Source organism: Nocardioides sp. Z35_8, assembly GCF_059621125.1.
Genome location: NZ_JCAQIE010000001.1, coordinates 1,521,133 through 1,538,750 on the forward strand (window position 1 = coordinate 1,521,133; position 17,618 = coordinate 1,538,750).

Consider the following 17,618-nt stretch of genomic DNA (forward strand, 5'->3'; position numbering starts at 1 on the left):
GCGGTCGGGGTCCGGGGACTCCGACGCACCAGAGAAGTCACACCATCGAGGGGGAACTCACCATGCGGATCTTCCGCACCGTCCTGGCGGCGCTGGTCGCCGCCCTGCTCGTCGCCGGCGTGCTCAGCACGGGCGCAAGCGCCGGGTCGGCGCCCAAGCGGATCATCGAGGAGGTCCCGCCGCGCACCAAGCAGGTCTCCTACAACGCCTTCAAGCTCAAGGGCACGGTCATGGAGCCGCAGGCTGACGGCACCCTGCTGCCCTACGCCAACCAGAAGGTGAAGATCCTCAAGAAGAAGTGCGGCTCCTGCAAGTGGAAGACCGCCAAGAAGGTCAAGACCAACGACAAGGGCGTCTTCAAGACCCGCATCTACGCCCCGGAGCGCGGCCGCTGGAAGTGGCGCTCCAAGGTCGACCGCTCCAACGGCTTCGGCAACACCAAGGGCAACGTCTGGACGCTCTACTTCGACTGAGCGCCGCTCGCCCTCACCGGCCGAGCACCACCTGGACGATCAGAGGATCGTCCAGGTGTCGCCACCGCCGATCAGCCCCGCCAGACGAGCGGTGCGGTCGGCGGTGTCGCCGTTGGTGGCCTCCTCGACGGCGGCGGTGACCTGCGCGCGGGCCTGGTCGTCGTAGGTCGGGCGCTCCACCTGGCGGAAGATCCCGATGGGCGCCTGGTGGAGGTAGTCGGCGGCGGTCAGCCGGCTGATGGCGAACGCCGTCGACGGGTCGGGGCTGTGGGCGTCGTGCACGAGCAGGGCGTCCTCGCCGACGTCGGCGACCAGGGCGACCTTGACGCCACCGGTCTCGGGGTCGCGGACGACGCCCTTGGCGCCGCGGCCGTCCTCGAGCGGGGCGCCGAAGCGGATCGGCTCGCCGTGGACGAGCGGGATGATCGCGTCGGCCTTGGTGTCGGGCGACTTGATGGCGTCGAACGCGCCGTCGTTGAAGATCGGGCAGTTCTGGTAGATCTCGACCAGCGACGTGCCGCGGTGGGCCGCGGCCGCGGCCAGCACCGAGGTGAGGTGCTTGCGGTCGGAGTCGATGGTGCGAGCCACGAACGTCGCCTCGGCGCCGAGCGCGAGCGACACCGGGTTGAACGGGTGGTCGACCGAGCCCATCGGTGTCGACTTGGTGACCTTGCCGGCCTCGGAGGTGGGGGAGTACTGGCCCTTGGTGAGGCCGTAGATCCGGTTGTTGAACAGCAGGATCGTCATGTTGACGTTGCGGCGCAGGGCGTGGATCAGGTGGTTGCCGCCGATCGACAGCGCGTCGCCGTCGCCGGTGACGACCCACACCGAGAGGTCCTCGCGCGCGGTGGCGATGCCGGTCGCGATCGACGGCGCCCGGCCGTGGATCGAGTGCATGCCGTAGGTGTCGAGGTAGTAGGGGAAGCGCGAGGAGCAGCCGATGCCGGAGACGAAGACGATGTTCTCGCGGCGCAGGCCGAGGTCGGGCAGGAACGACTGGACGGCCTTGAGCACGGCGTAGTCGCCGCAGCCGGGGCACCAGCGCACCTCCTGGTCGGAGGTGAAGTCCTTGCCGGTCTGCGGGGCCCCGCTCGCGGGCACCGACTCGGTGCCGGAGCGGAAGGCGGGCAGGCCGAGGTCGGTCTGGCTGGTCACTGGATGTGCTCCTTCTGGGTCGGCTCGCCCCACACGCCGAGGTCGATCTCGATGCCCTCGGCCTGGCCGACGAGCTCGCCGATCGCGTGGGCGAGCTCGGTGGCCTTGAGCGGCAGGCCGCGGACGTGGTTGTAGCCGACCGCGTCGACGAGGTACTTCGCACGCAGCAGCAACGAGAGCTGGCCGAGGTTCATCTCGGGGACCAGCACCTTGTCGTAGCCCCGGAGGACCTCGCCGAGGTTGCTGGGGAACGGGTTGAGGTGGCGCAGGTGTGCCTGCGCGACGTGGTAGCCGGCCTTGCGGACGCGGCGTACGCCGGCGCCGATCGGGCCGTAGGTCGAGCCCCACCCGAGGACGAGCACCTTCGCCTCGCCTGACGGGTCGTCGACCTCGACGAGCGGGATCGAGTCGGCGATCCGGTCGACCTTGGCCTGGCGGGTGCGGACCATGAAGTCGTGGTTGGCCGGGTCGTAGGAGATGTTGCCGTGACCGTCGCCCTTCTCGAGGCCGCCGATGCGGTGCTCGAGACCGGGGGTGCCGGGGATCGCCCACGGGCGGGCGAGGGTGGCCTCGTCGCGCAGGTAGGGCCAGAACTCGGAGGTGACGGTGTCGTCGTCGTTGGTGACCGTGTAGTTCTTCTCGGTGGCGAAGTCCGGGTCGATCACGGGCAGCTCGTCGACGGCCGGGACCCGCCACGGCTCGGAGCCGTTGGCGAGGTAGCCGTCGGAGAGCAGGAGCACCGGGGTGCGGTAGGTGACGGCGATCCGGGTGGCCTCGACCGCAGCGGCGAAGCAGTCGCCGGGGGACTGGGGAGCCACGATCGGCACGGGGGCCTCGCCGTTGCGCCCGAACATCGCCTGCAGCAGGTCGGCCTGCTCGGTCTTGGTCGGCAGGCCGGTCGAGGGGCCGCCGCGCTGCACGTCGACGACGACGAGCGGCAGCTCGGTCATCACCGCGAGGCCGATCGCCTCCGACTTCAGGGCCACACCGGGGCCGGACGTGGAGGTGACGCCGAGGTGGCCGGCGTAGGACGCGCCGATGGCCGCGCCGACGCCGGCGATCTCGTCCTCGGCCTGGAACGTCGTCACGCCGAACGACTTGTGCTTCGACAGCTCGTGGAGGATGTCGGAGGCCGGCGTGATCGGGTAGGTGCCGAGGAACAGCGGGAGCCCGGACTGCACACCACCCGCGACCAGGCCGTAGGCCAGCGCGAGGTTGCCCGTGATGTTGCGGTAGGTGCCGGGCGGCATGGTGGCCGGCTTGATCTCGTACTGCACGGCGAACGTCTCGGTGGTCTCGCCGAAGTTCCACCCGGCCTTGAACGCCGCGAGGTTGGCGTCGCGGATGGCGGGCACCTTGGCGAAGCGCTTGGTCAGGAACGCCGTCGTCGGCTCGGTGGGGCGTCCGTACATCCACGACAGCAGGCCGAGGGCGAACATGTTCTTGGCGCGCGAGGCGTCCTTGCGCGAGAGGCCGAAGTCCTTGACCGCCTCGACCGTCATCCCGGTGAGGTCGACGGGGTGCACCGCGTAGGCGTCGAGGCTGTCGCCGTCGAGCGGGTTGGCGGTGTAGCCGGCCTTGGTGAGGTTGCGCGCGGTGAAGTCGTGCGTGTCGACGATGATCGTCGCGCCCTTGTGGAGGTCGCCGAGGTTGGCGCGCAGCGCCGCCGGGTTCATCGCGACCAGCACGTCGGGTGCGTCGCCCGCGGTGAGGATGTCGTGGTCGGCGAAGTGCACCTGGAACGACGAGACCCCCGGCAGGGTGCCCTGGGGCGCCCGGATCTCGGCCGGGAAGTTGGGCAGCGTGACCAGGTCGTTGCCGAATGCGGCGGTCTCCTGGGTGAACCGGTCACCGGTCAGCTGCATGCCGTCACCGGAGTCGCCCGCGAACCGGATGATGACGCGATCCAGCTGCTTGACCTGCTTGTCGGTGTGGGTCACCTCTTGCCCTGCTTCCTACGTGTCGGGGAGTCCTCGCCCAACTGCCCACAGTAGTCGCGGATCGGGCGTTTTCCCGCCGCTCCCCACGTGATGGACGCCTCGTCGCCCTCCCCTCCGACGGGGGTGGACGAGCGCGGCGACTCGCCCGATCCGTGGGCAATGTGAGGCAGGTCAATAAAGTCATGTATGTTTCTCGACATTGCACACCGATCGAGAAAGTCGAGCATCCCCCATGCAGATCCGTTCACGTACCGCTCTCGCGGCCGCAGTCGGGGCCACGTTGTCCGCACTGGCCCTGTCCGCCTGCGCCCCCGGTGGCGCCAGCAGCTCCGACGAGGATGCCGCTGAGACCATCCACATCGTCGGGTTCGCGGTCCCCGAGGCCGCCAACAAGGCCATCGCCGAGGAGTTCGCCAAGACGCCCGACGGCGAGGGCGTGGAGTTCCAGACCTCCTACGGTCCTTCGGGGGACCAGAGCCGCGCGGTCGCCGCCGGTCTCAAGGCCGACTACGTCCACATGTCGGTGCCCACCGACGTCACCCGCCTGGTCGACGAGGGCCTCGTGGCCGACGACTGGGACGCGGGCGACAACAAGGGCGTCGTGTCCACCTCGGTCGTCGCGTTCGGCGTGCGCGACGGCAACCCCAAGAACATCAAGACGTGGGCCGACCTGGTCAAGCCCGGCGTCGAGATCGTGACCGCCAACCCCGCCTCGTCGGGCGCCGCGCGCTGGAACGCCCTCGCCGCCTACGGCCAGGTCATCAGCGACGGCGGCACCGACGAGGAGGCCACCGCCTACGTCGACAAGTTCTTCAAGAACGTCGTCTCGCTCCCGGGCAGCGGCCGCGACGCCACCACGGCGTTCCTCGGCGGCACCGGTGACGTGCTCATGGCCTACGAGAACGAGGCCATCCTCGCCGCGCAGAACGACGAGGCCTTCGAGTACATCATCCCGGAGACCACGCTGAAGATCGAGAACGCCGGCGCGATCCTGAAGGACGCCTCCGAGCCGTCGCAGGCGTGGCTGGACTTCGTCCTCTCCGACGAGGGGCAGAGGCAGTTCGCCCTGACCGGGTTCCGCCCGCTCCGCGACGACGTCGACTACGGCGGCACCGTCGAGGGTGCGACGGACCCGTCCAACCCGTTCCCCGAGGTGCCCACCCTGCTGACGGTCGACGAGGACTTCGGTGGCTGGGACGAGGTGTCGACGAAGTTCTTCGACGAGGAGAACGGCATCATCTTCGAGGCCATCCTCAACGCCGGTCTCTCCCTCGAGTGACACCCCGGTCACCCCATCACCTCCACCATGACCTCTCCTGAGATCGCAGCGGTCCGACCGGCGAGGGCTCCTCGCCGGTCGGGTCCGCGCTCCACGCTCACGCGGTCGTCGGGTCTCGGGCTCGGCATCGCCATGATCTGGTTCAGCGCGCTGGTCCTGATCCCCCTGGCGGCGGTCGTCGTCACCGCCGTCGACGGCGGCTGGGACGTCTTCTGGGCGACCATCACCAACGGCCAGACCGCCGCCGCCATCAAGCTCACCGTCTTCACCGCCCTCGGCGTCACGGCCGTCAACGTCGTGATGGGCCCGCTCATCGCCTGGGTGCTCGTGCGCGACCGGTTCTGGGGCAAGTCGGTGCTCGAGGTGATGATCGACATCCCCTTCGCGCTGCCGACCATCGTCGCCGGCCTGGTGCTGCTCTCGCTCTACGGCACCGACAGCCCGCTCGGCATCGACATCGCCAACCAGCGCCCGGCCGTCTTCCTCGCGTTCTTGTTCGTCACGCTGCCGTTCGTCGTGCGGATGGTGCAGCCGGTGCTCGAGGAGCTCGACCTCGACGTCGAGGAGGCCGCCGCGTCCCTCGGCGCGAGCCGGTTCACCACGTTCCGCCGCATCATCCTGCCCAGCCTGACGCCGGCCATCACCGCCGGCGCCGCCCTGTCCTTCGCCCGCGGCGTCAGCGAGTACGGCTCGCTGGTGCTGCTGTCGGGCAACCTCCCGTTCAAGACCGAGGTCACCTCCGTGCGCATCCTCAGCAGCATCGAGAACGACAACGTCCCGGCGGCCGCGGCCGTCGCCACGGTGCTGCTGGCGATCTCGCTCGCGGTGATCGTGCTCCTGGACCTGATCCAGAGGCGGGTGGCCGCACGTGGCTGACACCCTCGTCCACGACGTCGAGGCGGTCGTGCCGCCCGTCGAGGAGCGCCGCCGCCCCCCGCGCGTGCGCAAGACCCCGACGACCTACGTGCTGCGGCTCATCGTCACCGCCTACCTGTTCCTCCTGGTCGCCTGGCCGGTGTCGCTGGTCGTGACCCACACCTTCGCGAACGGGTGGGAGTCGATCGCCTCGCTGCTGTCCGACCCCGACATGGTGGTGGCGCTCCAGCTGAGCGCCTACGTCGCCGTGTGGTCGGTCGTGATCAACACGCTCTTCGGCGTGGGGATCTCGCTGCTGCTCGTGCGCCAGGAGTTCCCCGGCAAGCGACTGCTCAACTCGCTGCTCGACATCCCGCTCTCGGTGTCCCCGATCGTCGTCGGCCTCGCCCTCGTGCTGGTCTACGGCGGCCGCAACGGGTGGCTCGGGCCGACCCTCGCCGACTGGGGGTTCCAGGTCATCTTCTCGACGCCCGGCATCATCATGGCGACGACCTTCGTGGCGCTGCCGCTGATGATCCGCGAGCTCGTCCCCGTGCTCGAGGAGATCGGCACCGACCAGGAGCAGGCCGCCGAGAGCCTGGGGGCCAACGCCCTCCAGCGGTTCTGGCGGATCACCCTGCCGTCCATCAAGTGGGGCATCGTCTACGGCGTCGTGCTGACCCTGGCCCGCTCGCTCGGCGAGTTCGGTGCGGTCAAGGTCGTCTCGGGCAACGTCCTCGGGCAGACCCGCACGGCCACCCTCGCGGTGGAGGAGAAGTACCTCAACTTCGACCAGCAGGGCGCCTACGCGACCGCCTTCCTGCTCGCGATGGTGTCGGTGGCCTGCATCGTCGTCGTCGCGATCATCCGTCCCAAGAACCGCCACTGAGCCGACCCGGCGACCACGTCCCGGCCACCCCCGAGCCACCAGAAAGGCATCACCCCATGAGCATCGAAGTGTCAGGGCTGAACAAGAAGTTCGGCGACTTCGTCGCGCTCGACGACGTCAGCGTCACCATCCCGACCGGCCAGCTCACGGCGCTCCTCGGCCCCAGCGGCGGAGGCAAGTCGACCCTGCTGCGCATCATCGCCGGCCTGGAGAAGGCCGACGCCGGCACGGTGAGCATCGCGGGCGTCGAGGCGACCCACCTGCCCGCCCAGAAGCGCAACGTGGGCTTCGTCTTCCAGCACTACGCGGTCTTCAAGCACATGACCGTGGCCAAGAACGTCGCCTTCGGTCTCGAGATCCGCAAGCGCCCGAAGGACGAGGTCGAGCACCGGGTGCGCGAGCTCCTCGAGCTGGTGCACCTCTCGCAGTTCTCGCACCGCCTCCCCTCGCAGCTCTCCGGCGGCCAGCGCCAGCGCATGGCCCTGGCCCGCGCCCTCGCGGTGGAGCCGTCGGTGCTGCTGCTCGACGAGCCGTTCGGCGCGCTCGACGCCAAGGTCCGCAAGGAGCTGCGCGACTGGCTGCGCCGTCTCCACGACGACGTGCACGTCACGACCGTCTTCGTCACCCACGACCAGGAGGAGGCGCTCGAGGTCGCCGACGAGATCGTGGTGATCAACGAGGGACGCGTCGAGCAGGTCGGCACCCCCGACCAGCTCTACGACGAGCCGGCCAACGACTTCGTGATGTCGTTCCTCGGCGAGGTCACCCACCTCGGCGGACTCTCGCTCCGGCCCCACGACATCGAGCTGGAGCGCACCCCGTCCCTGGCCGGCAGCGTGGAGGGGACGATCCACCGCCTGGTGCGCATCGGCTTCGAGGTCCGGCTGACCGTGCTCACCGTCGACGGCGACGAGGTGTCGGTCGTCGTGACCCGCGCCCACGCCCGCGCCCACGGCCTCGAGGAGGGGAGCACCGTCTGGCTCACCCCTGCGGCGGGCGCGACCGTGGTGCCGCGGATGGCGGCGGCCGTCTGAGCGTGCGGCGCGGCGGTGCCGGCGAAGCCGCGCGCGCCCGCTCGGCGGGTTAGCGTGCCCGGGTGGACCCCACGACGACCTCGGACGAGCTGTGGTCCGCCGTCGAGACCTTCGACGCCGAGGCCGCGGAGCTCGCGATCGCCCGGCTGCTCTGGGACGTGCCGCTCTCGGCCGCGGTGACCGGTGTCGTCCTCCCGTTCCTCGAGGAGGTCGGCGACCGGTGGGAGGCGGGCACCCTCTCGGTCGCCCACGAGCACTTCGTCAGCGACATGCTGCGACGCAAGCTCACCGCGCTCACCGCGGTGCCCCCGACGCCGGTGCTCCAGGACGCCTCCGCGGCCGCGCCGGTCGTCCTGCTCGCCTGCCCGCCGGGCGAGCGGCACGACATGGTGCTGCTGTGCGTCGCGCTGATGCTGCGCGAGCGGGGCGTACGCGCCAGGTTCCTCGGGGCGGACACGCCCGTGCCTGCCATCCGCACGGCGGCGCGTGCCGCGGGCGCCGACGCGGTCGTCCTCGCGGCGCGGCGCCCGACGACGTTCACCGCCCACGCGTCCGCGCTGCGCAGGCTCGCCGCCGACCACCCGGTCTACGCCGCCGGGCGCGGGGCCGACGCGCAGACCCTCGAGGAGATCGGCGCGCGACCCCTGCCCGCCGACCCGGTGCGCGCGGTCGTGGTGCTCGTCGGCGAGCTGTCCGAGCTCAGCGGTAGTTGGTGAACTGCACCGCGAAGTCGTAGTCCTGCGCCTTCACCAGCTGCTGCACGGCCTGGAGGTCGTCGCGCTTCTTCGACGACACGCGCAGCTCCTCGCCCTGCACCTGCGCCTTGACGCCCTTGGGGCCCTCGTCGCGGATCAGCTTGGAGATCTTCTTCGCGTCCTCGGAGGTGATGCCCTCCTTGAGCGCGATGTCGATCTTGGAGACCTGGCCCGACTGGCGCGGCTCGGAGGCGTCGAGGATCTTCAGGCTCTGGTTGCGCTTGATCAGCTTGTCCTGGAAGACGCTGAGCACCGCACTGGCCCGGTCGTCGGCGGAGGCGGTGATCTCGATGGCCTTCTCGCCCTTCCACTCGATGGAGGCGCCGGTGCCCTTGAAGTCGAACCGGGTGGCGATCTCGCGGGCCGCCTGGCTGAGCGCGTTGTCGACCTCCTGGCGGTCCAGCTTGCTCACGATGTCGAAGCTCGAGTCGGCCATTGAGTGCCTCCTTGGGGGGCTCGCGCCGGGTGCCCCGGCGATTCGTTGTCATGTCCGTGCCTTGCTATTGTTCCGCACGCCCCGGCAGGTTGCCCGAGCGGCCAAAGGGAGCTGACTGTAAATCAGCCGGCATTGCCTACAGAGGTTCGAATCCTCTACCTGCCACCGGACGGACTCCGTTCCGGTCGCGAGACCCCCGCACCGCGTGCGGGGGTCTCGTGCGTTCGTGGGCGGGCGCTGCTTGACTGCCCGGGTGAGCACCCCGCCCGACGACGCCTGGCTCGACGCCGAGTGTCGCCGCCTGATCGACTTCGGCCGCCGCGCCGTGCACCCCGGCGGGGGAGCCGCGTGGCTCGACGATGCCGGGGCGCCCGACCTCGCGCGGCCCGTGCACACCTGGATCACCGCCCGCACCGTCCACGTCCAGTGCCTCGGCACGCTGCTCGGCGTCGAGGGCGCGGACGCCGTGGCGGCCGGTGCGCTCGCCGGGCTGAACGGCGTGCTGCGCGACGCCGACCACGGTGGCTGGCACGCCGCCGTCGGTCCCGACGGCAGGCCCGACGGCACCGGCAAGTCCTGCTATGCGCACGCCTTCGTGATGCTCGCCGCGTCGACCGCCGTCGTCGCTGGGCTGCCCGGGGCGGATCGGTTGCTCGACGAGGCGACCGGCGTCTTCGAGGAGCGCTTCTTCGACGACGACCTGGGCCGCGTGGTCGACGAGTGGGACCGCGCCTGGACCACGGTCGCGCCCTACCGCGGGCTCAACTCCACGATGCACGCGGTGGAGGCGATGCTCGCGGTCGGCGACGTCACCGGCGACGACGTGTGGCACCGGCGCGCGGCCCGGCTGGCCGGCCTGGTGCTCGACCTGGCGCCGGCGCACGACGGCCGGCTCCCGGAGCACTTCGGCGCCGACTGGTCGGTGGACCTCGAGCTCAACCGCGACCGGCCCGGCGACCCGTTCAAGCCCTACGGCGCGACCGTCGGCCACGGACTCGAGTGGTCGCGGCTGCTGCTCCACCTCGAGGCGACCCTGGGAGACGTCGCGCCGGCCGGTCTCCTCGACACCTCGCGGCTGCTCTTCGACCGGGCCGTCGCCGACGGCTGGCACGCCGACGGCGAGCCCGGCTTCGTCTACACCACCGACTGGGACGGGCGGCCGGTCGTGCGCGAGCGGATGCACTGGGTCGCGGCCGAGGCGATCGCGGCCGCCGCGGCGCTGCACCGGCGCACGGGTGAGGACGCCTACGCCCAGCGGTACGCCGAGTGGTGGGACTTCGTCGTCGCGCACGTGCGCGACGCCGGTCGGGGCTCGTGGCACCACGAGCTCGACGCCGCCAACCGACCGCAGGCCAGCGTCTGGCCGGGCAAGCCCGACCTCTACCACGCCGTCCAGGCGACGCTCCTGCCGCGGCTCCCGCTCGCCCCCAGCCTCGCCAGCGCCCTCGCGACCGTGGGTCCGCACCGGGGATGAGCGACCGGCCAGCCCGCGGGCATGATGGGTGCATGAGCGACGTCCAGCCCCGCATCCTGGTCGTCGGCGAGGCGCTCGTCGACGTGGTGCCCGGGCCCGACGGGGCGCCCCGCGACCATCCCGGCGGCAGCCCCGCCAACGTGGCGCTCGCCCTCGGCCGGCTCGGGCGCGACGTACGGCTGGTGACCCTGCTGGGCGACGACGCGCGCGGCGCGGCCGTGCGGGCCTGGCTGGAGGCCGGCGGCGTCGAGGTCCTCGCCTCGCCCACCGGCTCGGGCCGCACGTCGAGCGCGGCGGTCACCCTCGACGACTCCGGCGCCGCCACCTACGACTTCGACCTCGACTGGGACCTTCGCGCGGTGCCCGACGTGCCGTGCGACGTGGTGCACGTCGGGTCGATCGCGACCGTCCTCGAGCCGGGTGCCGACACCGTGCTCGCGACGTTCCGCGCGCACCGCGGCCGGGCCCTGCTCTCCCTCGACCCCAACGCCCGCCCCGCGATCACCCCCGACCGCGCCGGGCCCGCGGCCCGGGTCGAGGAGCTCGTCGCCCTCGCCGACGTGGTCAAGGTGAGCGACGAGGACCTCGCGTGGCTCCAGCCCGGCGAGGGCCCGGTCGCGACCGCCGCGCGCTGGGCGGCGGCCGGACCGGGCCTCGTCGTGGTCACCCGCGGCGGCGCCGGCGCGATCGCCGTACGCCCCGACGGGACGACGCTCGAGGTGCCCGGCGTGCCCGTCGCCGTGGCCGACACCGTCGGAGCCGGCGACACCTTCAGCGGCGTGCTGCTCGACGCGCTGGTCGCCCTCGGGGCGCACGGGCCCGGAGCCAGCGACGCGCTGCGCGCCCTCACCGACCGCGACCTCCTCGACGTCGTCACGACAGCGGCCGTCGGTGCGGCCATCAACGTCTCCCGGCCCGGTGCCGACCCGCCGACGCGGGCGGAGCTCTCCGCCGCGTTGGGCACCGACCGCGAAGCCGGGCGGGAGTGAGCGCGGAGCAGATCCACGAGATCGGGAGACGACGGGCCTGGGTGATCTGGCTGGTGGCGCTCGCCGTCTACGTGCTGGCGGTGTTCCACCGCAGCTCGCTCGGGGTCGCGGGGATCATCGCGTCCGACCGGTTCGACATCACCGCCACCGGCCTGGCCGCGTTCACCGTGCTGCAGCTCGTGGTCTACGCCGGGATGCAGGTGCCGGTGGGGGTCTTCCTCGACCGCTACGGCTCACGCACGATGCTGCTGGTCGGGCTCGCGCTGATGACGGCCGGCCAGCTCGCCTTCGCGTTCTCCACCTCGTTCGCCGGGGCGGTGGCGGCGCGCGCGGTGGTGGGGGCGGGCGACGCGATGGTCTTCGTGAGCGTGATCCGCCTCGTCACGATCTGGTTCCTGGTGCGGCAGGCGCCGATGGTCACCCAGGTCACCGGCCTGGCCGGGCAGCTGGGCGCGATCGCCGCGGCCGGCCCGCTGTCCTTCCTGCTCGACGAGCTCGGCTGGACCCGCACGTTCGCGATCACCTCCAGCGTCGGCCTCGTGCTGCTCGTCGCGGTGCTCGCGCTCGTCAAGGACTCGCCCTACCGCCGCAGCGAGGTCGTCGTGATCAAGCTGCGGGCTCTGGCGCAGTCGGTCCGCACGGTGTGGGGCAACCCCGGCACGCGGCTGGGGATGTGGTCGCACTTCGCCTCGCAGTTCTCCGCCACGGTCTTCACGCTGCTGTGGGGCTTCCCGTTCCTGGTGCAGGGACTCGGCTGGACCTCGCGCGCGGCCAGCACGCTGCTGATGGCGATGACGGCCTGGACGGTCGTCAGCGGCCTGGTGCTCGCCCGGCTGGTGGGCCGGCTGCCCTACTACCGCTCGTGGATCGTGGTCTCCGTCGTCCTGGCGATGGTGGTCCCGTGGACCGCCGTCCTGCTGTGGCCGGGAGTGGCGCCGACGTGGCTCGTGGTCGTGATGGCCTTCGCCACCGCGAGCGGTGGTCCGGCCGCGATGGTGGCCTTCGACCTCGCCCGCTCGTTCAGCCCGGCGCATGAGACCGGGCGCGCCAACGGGCTGGTCAACATCGGCGGCTTCACCGCCTCGCTGCTGACGATGGCCCTCATCGGCCTGGTGCTCGACCTGTCGGCGTCCGGCGGCATGGGGTCCTACACGCTCGGCGACTTCAAGCTGGCGATGGCCGTGCAGTACGCGTTCTGGACCCTCGGCATCGTGCAGACGCTGCGCTACCGCCGCCGCGGGCTCGACCACCTCGCGCGGGTGCACCCCGGCTCGGTCGAGCAGCTGCGGGCCGGCAAGCCCTTCGTGCATCCCGGCATCGGCACCGAGGGCGTCTAGCGAGCCCGACGTGCGCTCAGCCGATCTCGCCGTCCCCGTCGGAGTCGAGGTCGCCGGTCGGGTCCTCGGCCGTCGGGTCCTCGAGGAAGTCGCCGCCCACGGGGTGGCCCTGCCACGACACCAGCTCCCAGCCGGTGCGGGGGTCGCCGTCGAGCACGATCAGCGCGGTGTTGTGCAGCGGCTGGTGGGCCGGCGGGGCCTGCGGGCTGGGCGCCGTCCGGGTCGAGGCCCAGGTGCGCAGCGCGGCCCCGTGGCTGACGACGAGCACGGCCTCGTGGCCCGCCTCGGCGATGGTGCGTACGGCCGCGTCGTAGCGGGCGAGGAACTCCTCGCCCGTCTCGCCGCCGGGCATCCGGTGGTCGAGGTCGCCGTCGAGCCACGCCGCGACGGCTCCGATGTAGCCGGCGACGGCGTCGTGGTCGTTGCGCATCTCGAAGTCGCCCGCGGCGATCTCCTGCAGGCCGTCGAGCTGCACCGGCTCGAGGCCGCGCGCCTGCGCGGTGGGGGCGGCGGTCTGGTGGGTGCGCACCCGGCTGGAGACGTAGATCGCGTCGATCCGTTCGTCGGCGAGGGCCTTCGCGGCCGCCACGGCCTGGGCGCGGCCGAGGTCGGTGAGGTCGAGCCCGGGGTGGGCGGTGTCGAGCTCGCCGGAGACGTTGGCGTGCGTCTGGCCGTGGCGCATGAGCAGGAGTCGCAAGGGGGGGATCCTCGGGAGGCTAGGAGTTGAACGGGGACGTCTTGCTGGAGGCGAGCTCGCGCGCCTGCTCCAGGGGCACGTCCTCGAGCGCGGCCTCGATGTCGGAGCCGATGTGGCTCACCTCGGCGCCCCGCTCGATCAGCACCTGGGTGTGCACGAGGCGGTCGTCGTAGGCGTGGACCATCGTGAAGCCCTGGCCGGCGTCGACACCCGAGACGAAGCGGTCGACCGGTGCGGGGTCGAGGGTGTAGCAGCTGGCCGCCGTCACCGAGACCGGCACGCCGCCGAACGTCGACCACGTCGGCAGGTGCAGGTGACCGGCGAGGATGCCGCGCACGTCGGTGCCGGCGATCACGTCGGCCAGCGCCTGCTGGTCGTGCAGCTCGATCAGCTCGGCGGCGCGCACCATCGGCAGGGGCAGCGGCGGGTGGTGCATCGCCAGCAGCGTCCCGTGCTCGGCGGGGGTGGCGAGCACGTCGGCGAGCCACGCCAGCTGCTCGGGCAGCAGCTCGCCGTGGTGGTGGCCGGGCACGCTCGTGTCGAGGGCGACGATGCGCAGCCCGTCGACGTCGTGCACCCGGTCCTGGCACCCGGCGTCGTCGGAGTCGAACATGCCCCTGGCGAACGGCGCCCGCTCGTCGTGGTTGCCCATCGTCCACACCACCGTCGCGCCGATCCCGGCGGCGAACGGCTCCACGATCGAGCGGAGGGTGGCGTAGGCGTCGGGCTCGGCGCGGTCGGCCAGGTCGCCGGTGAAGACCAGCGCCCGGGGCGCGGGGCGCACCGCCGCGAGCCGCTCGAGCGCGCGGCGCAGGTTGGCGACGTTGTCGATGACGCCGTAGTGCAGCGCTCCGCCGCCGATCAGGTGCGGGTCGCTCAGGTGCGCGACGACGTGCCGCGGGGCGGCGTACTGACCGAGCTGCTTCACACCGAGCAGCCTAGGGCCGCGCCGGGAGGATGCGCCCGGTCACCTCGCCGAGGGTGATCCGGCCGCCCGCGGTGCCCGGCGCGGTGTAGCGCAGGGTCACCTCGTCGCCGTCCTCGAGGAACGTGCGCTCGCGCCCGCCGGCGGTGAACGGCTCGGTGCCGCCCCAGCTCAGCTCGAGCAGGGAGCCGCGCTGGCCGGGCTCGGCGCCCGACACGGTGCCCGACCCCCACAGGTCGCCGGTGCGCACGGAGGCGCCGTTGACGGTGGTGTGGGCGAGCATCTGGGCCGGCGACCAGTACATGGTGCGGTAGGGCGGACGCGAGACCACCTCGCCGTCGAGCACCACCTCCACCTCGATGTCGAGCCCGGCAGGGCCCTCGACTCGGAGGTGGTCGAGCACCTCCGGGTCCTGTCCGGGCAGGTCGGTCCAGGCGGCGTCGAGCGCCGCGAGCGGGGTCACCCACGCGCTGATCGAGGTCGCGAACGACTTGCCGAGGAACGGGCCGAGGGGCACGTACTCCCACGCCTGGATGTCGCGCGCCGACCAGTCGTTGAGGCCGACGACGCCGAAGGTGTGCCGCGCGAAGTCGGCGGTGGCGACCCGCTCGCCCAGCGCGGACGGCACCCCGACCACGAAGCCCAGCTCGGCCTCGATGTCGAGACGCCGGGACGGGCCGAACGTCGGGCGCTCCTCCGTCGGCGCCTTGCGCTGCCCGCAGGGTCGTACGACGTCGGTGCCGGAGACCACGACCGTGCCCGAGCGGCCGTGGTAGCCGACGGGGAGGTGCTTCCAGTTGGGCAGCAGCGGCTCCTGGTCGGGGCGGAAGATCCGGCCGACGTTGGAGGCGTGGTGCTCGGAGGCGTAGAAGTCGACGTAGTCGCCGACCGTGAACGGCAGGAGCATCGTCACCGAGTCGACCGGCGCCAGGGCCGGCTCGACGAGGTCGCGCTCGGTCTGGTCGGTCAGCAGCCCCGTCACCCACGCGCGGGTCGACTCCCAGACGGCGGGCCCGGCCGCCATGAACGGGTTGAGCGTCGGCTGGTCGAACAGCTCGTGGGTGTCGACCATGTCGGCGGCCGCGACGACGCTGAGGTCGAGCACCTGGTCGCCGATGCGCACCGCGACCCGCGGGCGCTCGCCGGAGCGGGCGAAGACGCCGTAGGGGAGGTGGTCGACGTCGAACCCGGAGCCCGCGGCTCCCTCGACCCAGCTGCTGCGGCTCATGCGTTGTCCTCCACCAGTCCGAGGGCGATCAGGTCGTCGAGCGGCTCGGTGACCGAGCAGGAGCCGAAGGAGGTGAACCAGCGGCGGGCCGACGCCACGCCGCCACCGGCCAGCGCCGCCGTGAGCGCGGCGCCGTCGCGCACCTCCAGGGCGGCCGTCGCGTCGTCCACGGTGCCGCCGTCCCACAGCGCACTCGTGGCCGCCAGCAGGTTGAGGAAGCCGTGCGCGCCGCCGCCCTGCGGCTCGTGGCGCACCGCCCGGTGCAGCCCGGCGGTGGCCTTGAACGGCGTCTCGCGGTCGAGCGCCGCGTCGACCCACCCGGCGACGGTCGCGGAGCCGGGGACGAGGTCGTGGTCGACGTGGCCGAGTCGGAGCTTGAGGCGGTGCCCGCACGCGGCGACCTCGTCGGCGGCGGCCAGCCAGGTCGGGGTCACCGGCCCGGGCAGCTCGACGTAGAGGGGGACGTCGTCGGCCCCGGCGGCGCGCAGTGCGGCGTCGATGCGGCGCACGTTGCCCACCGGGTCGTCGACGTCGCGGACGGCGATCTCCACGGCAGCGACGTGCAGCCCGAGGCGGCCGGCCGCGCCCAGCGGACCGGCGAGCTGGCCGGCGCCGCCGGTCACCACGACCGACAGCGGGCCGCCGAAGCCCCGGACGAGCGGCAGGTCGGTGTCGCGGAGCACGAAGCTGCCGACCAGGTCGGCCCACCACTCCTCGCGGCGCGCGGTGTGGGCCGCGGTCGCCTCGTGGAGGGGCGCGTCGCCGGGAGGGAAGATCGCGGCGTCGTCGACGAGGCCGCGCCACTCCTCGGGCCAGACGGACGCTCGCCGGGTGGGTTCGGAGGGTGCAGGGCTGGGGGACACGGGGCTACTCTAGCCACCAGATAACGGACGCTGACGTCCGGTAATCGGATGAACGGAGCGCACTGATGGCCCACTACCGAGCACTCGGACGGCTGCCCCGCCAGCGGCACACCCAGCTGCGCGACGACGACGGCCACCTCTTCCGCGAGGAGCTGATGGGCGAGGAGGGATTCTCCTCCGACTCCTCGCTGCTCTACCGCCGGGGCGTGCCGAGCGCGATCACCGACAGTCGGGTGTGGGACCTCCCCGACCAGTCGCGGATCCCCAACCACCCGCTCAAGCCGCGGCACCTCCGGCTGCACGACCTGCAGACCGGCACCTGCCCGGTCGAGGGCCGGCGCCTGGTGCTGGGCAACAACGACGTGCGGATCGCCTACGTGCTCACGGGCACCGACCCGTCCCCGCTCTACCGCAACGCCATCGGCGACGAGTGCGTCTACGTCGAGTCCGGCAGCGGCACGGTCGAGACCGTCTTCGGGGTCGTGCCCTACCGCACCGGCGACTACGTCGTCATCCCGCGCGCGACCGACCACCGGTGGGTGCCCGCCGAGCCGTCGCGGCTCTACGCCGTCGAGGCCAACAGCCACATCCACCCGCCCAAGCGCTACCTGTCGCGGTTCGGCCAGCTGCTCGAGCACGCCCCCTACTGCGAGCGCGACCTCCACGGCCCGGCGGAGACCTTCGAGGTCGAGGGCACCGACGTCGAGGTGCTGGTCAAGCACCGCACCAGCGCCGGGATCGTCGGCACCCGCCTGACCTACGCCACGCACCCCTTCGACGTGGTGGGCTGGGACGGGTGCCTCTACCCCTACACGTTCAACGTCGAGGACTACATGCCGATCACCGGCAAGGTCCACCAGCCGCCGCCGGTGCACCAGGTCTTCGAGGGCTGGAACTTCGTGATCTGCAACTTCCTGCCCCGCAAGGTCGACTACCACGAGCTCGCGATCCCGGTGCCCTACTACCACTCCAACGTCGACTCCGACGAGGTGATGTTCTACGTCGGCGGCGACTACGAGGCCCGCAAGGGCTCGGGCATCGGCATCGGCTCGATCAGCCTGCACCCCGGCGGCCACGCACACGGCCCGCAGCCCAGCGCGATCGAGGCCTCGCTGGGCGTGCAGTACTTCGAGGAGTCGGCCGTCATGGTCGACACCTTCGCCCCGCTCGAGCTCGGCGAGGGCGGCGTCGCGGTGGAGGACCCGGCCTACGCCTGGACCTGGGCGGGCCGCGGCCCCGACGCTTCCGGCGAGGACGGCGGACCGGCGGTCTACAGCAACACGTGACGC

Annotated in this window: 17 protein-coding genes and 1 tRNA gene; 11 read left to right on the forward strand and 7 right to left on the reverse strand. The window is 72.1% G+C overall.

Going from position 1 to position 17,618, the window contains the following annotated elements:
• The first annotated feature begins 62 nt into the window (after window positions 1-62).
• Window positions 63-473 (forward strand): hypothetical protein, encoded by a 411-nt coding sequence (locus AC54T2_RS07320; protein ID WP_186340184.1) that lies wholly within the window; start codon window positions 63-65, stop codon window positions 471-473.
• 39 nt (window positions 474-512) lie between these two features.
• Here AC54T2_RS07320 and AC54T2_RS07325 read toward each other — a convergent pair whose 3' ends face one another.
• Window positions 513-1,628 carry a 2-oxoacid:ferredoxin oxidoreductase subunit beta gene (locus AC54T2_RS07325; RefSeq protein WP_186340185.1) on the reverse strand — a complete coding sequence of 372 codons (1,116 nt, stop codon included), beginning with the start codon at window positions 1,626-1,628 and terminating at the stop codon, window positions 513-515.
• Window positions 1,625-3,568 carry a 2-oxoacid:acceptor oxidoreductase subunit alpha gene (locus AC54T2_RS07330; RefSeq protein ID WP_206054496.1) on the reverse strand — a complete coding sequence of 648 codons (1,944 nt, stop codon included), beginning with the start codon at window positions 3,566-3,568 and terminating at the stop codon, window positions 1,625-1,627. Before AC54T2_RS07330 ends, AC54T2_RS07325 begins: the two co-directional genes overlap by 4 nt.
• A 232-nt stretch (window positions 3,569-3,800) precedes the next feature.
• Between AC54T2_RS07330 and AC54T2_RS07335 the strand changes: the two genes are divergently transcribed.
• The 5 genes from AC54T2_RS07335 (at window position 3,801) to AC54T2_RS07355 (ending at window position 8,341) form a co-directional block, all read left to right on the forward strand.
• Window positions 3,801-4,847, forward strand: coding sequence for a sulfate ABC transporter substrate-binding protein (locus AC54T2_RS07335; RefSeq protein WP_186340186.1), 1,047 nt, complete (start codon window positions 3,801-3,803; stop codon window positions 4,845-4,847).
• A gap of 27 nt (window positions 4,848-4,874) precedes the next feature.
• Window positions 4,875-5,723, forward strand: a complete 849-nt coding sequence (cysT, locus tag AC54T2_RS07340; RefSeq protein WP_186340187.1) for a sulfate ABC transporter permease subunit CysT — start codon at window positions 4,875-4,877, stop codon at window positions 5,721-5,723.
• Window positions 5,716-6,591 carry a sulfate ABC transporter permease gene (locus tag AC54T2_RS07345; protein WP_186340188.1) on the forward strand — a complete coding sequence of 292 codons (876 nt, stop codon included), beginning with the start codon at window positions 5,716-5,718 and terminating at the stop codon, window positions 6,589-6,591. The genes cysT and AC54T2_RS07345 overlap by 8 nt, the downstream gene beginning before the upstream one ends.
• Before the next feature lie 56 nt (window positions 6,592-6,647).
• Window positions 6,648-7,625, forward strand: a complete 978-nt coding sequence (locus AC54T2_RS07350) for a sulfate/molybdate ABC transporter ATP-binding protein (protein ID WP_496665872.1) — start codon at window positions 6,648-6,650, stop codon at window positions 7,623-7,625.
• 62 nt (window positions 7,626-7,687) lie between these two features.
• A complete protein-coding gene (locus AC54T2_RS07355) occupies window positions 7,688-8,341 on the forward strand; it encodes a B12-binding domain-containing protein (protein WP_489975720.1) in 654 nt (217 codons plus the stop codon).
• On the opposite strand, the gene AC54T2_RS07360 is transcribed toward AC54T2_RS07355, so the two are convergent.
• Entirely contained in the window at window positions 8,325-8,816 is a 492-nt protein-coding gene (locus AC54T2_RS07360) for a YajQ family cyclic di-GMP-binding protein (RefSeq protein WP_186340191.1), read from the reverse strand. The genes AC54T2_RS07355 and AC54T2_RS07360 overlap by 17 nt on opposite strands.
• Before the next feature lie 83 nt (window positions 8,817-8,899).
• Here AC54T2_RS07360 and AC54T2_RS07365 point away from each other — a divergent pair.
• From AC54T2_RS07365 to AC54T2_RS07380, 4 genes are all read left to right on the forward strand, one after another.
• Window positions 8,900-8,981: transfer RNA gene (locus AC54T2_RS07365), tRNA-Tyr, on the forward strand.
• An 88-nt stretch (window positions 8,982-9,069) separates the two neighbouring features.
• Window positions 9,070-10,290, forward strand: coding sequence for an AGE family epimerase/isomerase (locus AC54T2_RS07370; protein WP_496665873.1), 1,221 nt, complete (start codon window positions 9,070-9,072; stop codon window positions 10,288-10,290).
• Window positions 10,291-10,322: 32 nt separating this feature from the next.
• Window positions 10,323-11,279, forward strand: coding sequence for a carbohydrate kinase family protein (locus tag AC54T2_RS07375; protein ID WP_496665874.1), 957 nt, complete (start codon window positions 10,323-10,325; stop codon window positions 11,277-11,279).
• Window positions 11,276-12,616: an MFS transporter gene (locus AC54T2_RS07380; protein ID WP_186340194.1), complete on the forward strand. Its 1,341-nt coding sequence runs from the start codon at window positions 11,276-11,278 to the stop codon at window positions 12,614-12,616. Before AC54T2_RS07375 ends, AC54T2_RS07380 begins: the two co-directional genes overlap by 4 nt.
• Window positions 12,617-12,632: 16 nt before the next feature.
• On the opposite strand, the gene AC54T2_RS07385 is transcribed toward AC54T2_RS07380, so the two are convergent.
• Genes AC54T2_RS07385 through AC54T2_RS07400 form a run of 4 tightly spaced genes read right to left on the reverse strand, consistent with a single transcriptional unit; the run spans window position 12,633 to window position 16,329 of the window.
• Window positions 12,633-13,313, reverse strand: a complete 681-nt coding sequence (locus AC54T2_RS07385) for a histidine phosphatase family protein (protein WP_186340195.1) — start codon at window positions 13,311-13,313, stop codon at window positions 12,633-12,635.
• A gap of 19 nt (window positions 13,314-13,332) precedes the next feature.
• A complete protein-coding gene (locus tag AC54T2_RS07390) occupies window positions 13,333-14,241 on the reverse strand; it encodes a metallophosphoesterase (protein ID WP_489975723.1) in 909 nt (302 codons plus the stop codon).
• 10 nt (window positions 14,242-14,251) lie between these two features.
• On the reverse strand, window positions 14,252-15,466 hold the full coding sequence (gene fahA / locus AC54T2_RS07395; RefSeq protein ID WP_496665875.1) for a fumarylacetoacetase: 1,215 nt from the start codon (window positions 15,464-15,466) through the stop codon (window positions 14,252-14,254).
• Entirely contained in the window at window positions 15,463-16,329 is an 867-nt protein-coding gene (locus AC54T2_RS07400; RefSeq protein WP_496665876.1) for a hypothetical protein, read from the reverse strand. Before AC54T2_RS07400 ends, fahA begins: the two co-directional genes overlap by 4 nt.
• A gap of 65 nt (window positions 16,330-16,394) precedes the next feature.
• On the opposite strand from AC54T2_RS07400, the gene AC54T2_RS07405 reads away from it, so the two are divergent.
• Complete coding sequence (locus AC54T2_RS07405) at window positions 16,395-17,615, forward strand: homogentisate 1,2-dioxygenase (protein WP_186340199.1); 1,221 nt, start codon at window positions 16,395-16,397, stop codon at window positions 17,613-17,615.
• Window positions 17,616-17,618: the final 3 nt, after the last annotated feature.